Annotated in this window: 1 pseudogene; it reads right to left on the reverse strand. The window is 74.3% G+C overall.

The features are described 5' to 3' along the window. Positions 1-334 (reverse strand): annotated as a pseudogene (locus BZY54_RS47925) (phosphoglucomutase, alpha-D-glucose phosphate-specific); the annotation flags it as partial.

Genomic DNA, 334 nt, shown 5'->3' on the forward strand with positions numbered 1-334 from the left:
GCCGGCCGGGCCGCCGCTCGGCGGGTTGTACTTGAAGCCGCCGTCGCCCGGCGGGTTGTGGGAGGGGGTGACGACCACGCCGTCGGCGAGGCCCGAGGTACGGCCCCGGTTGTGGGTCAGGATGGCGTGCGAGACGGCCGGCGTGGGGGTGTAGCCGTCGGCCGCGTCGATGAGGACCGTGACGTCGTTGGCGGCGAACACCTCCAGCGCGGTGACCTTCGCGGGCTCGGACAGGGCGTGGGTGTCCGCGCCGAGGAAGAGGGGGCCGTCCGTGCCCTGCCCGGCGCGGTACTCGCAGATGGCCTGGCTGGTCGCGGCGATGTGGTCCTCGTTG

It is taken from the genome of Streptomyces carpinensis (assembly GCF_002154505.1).
Classification (GTDB): Bacteria; Actinomycetota; Actinomycetes; order Streptomycetales; family Streptomycetaceae; genus Streptomyces; species Streptomyces carpinensis.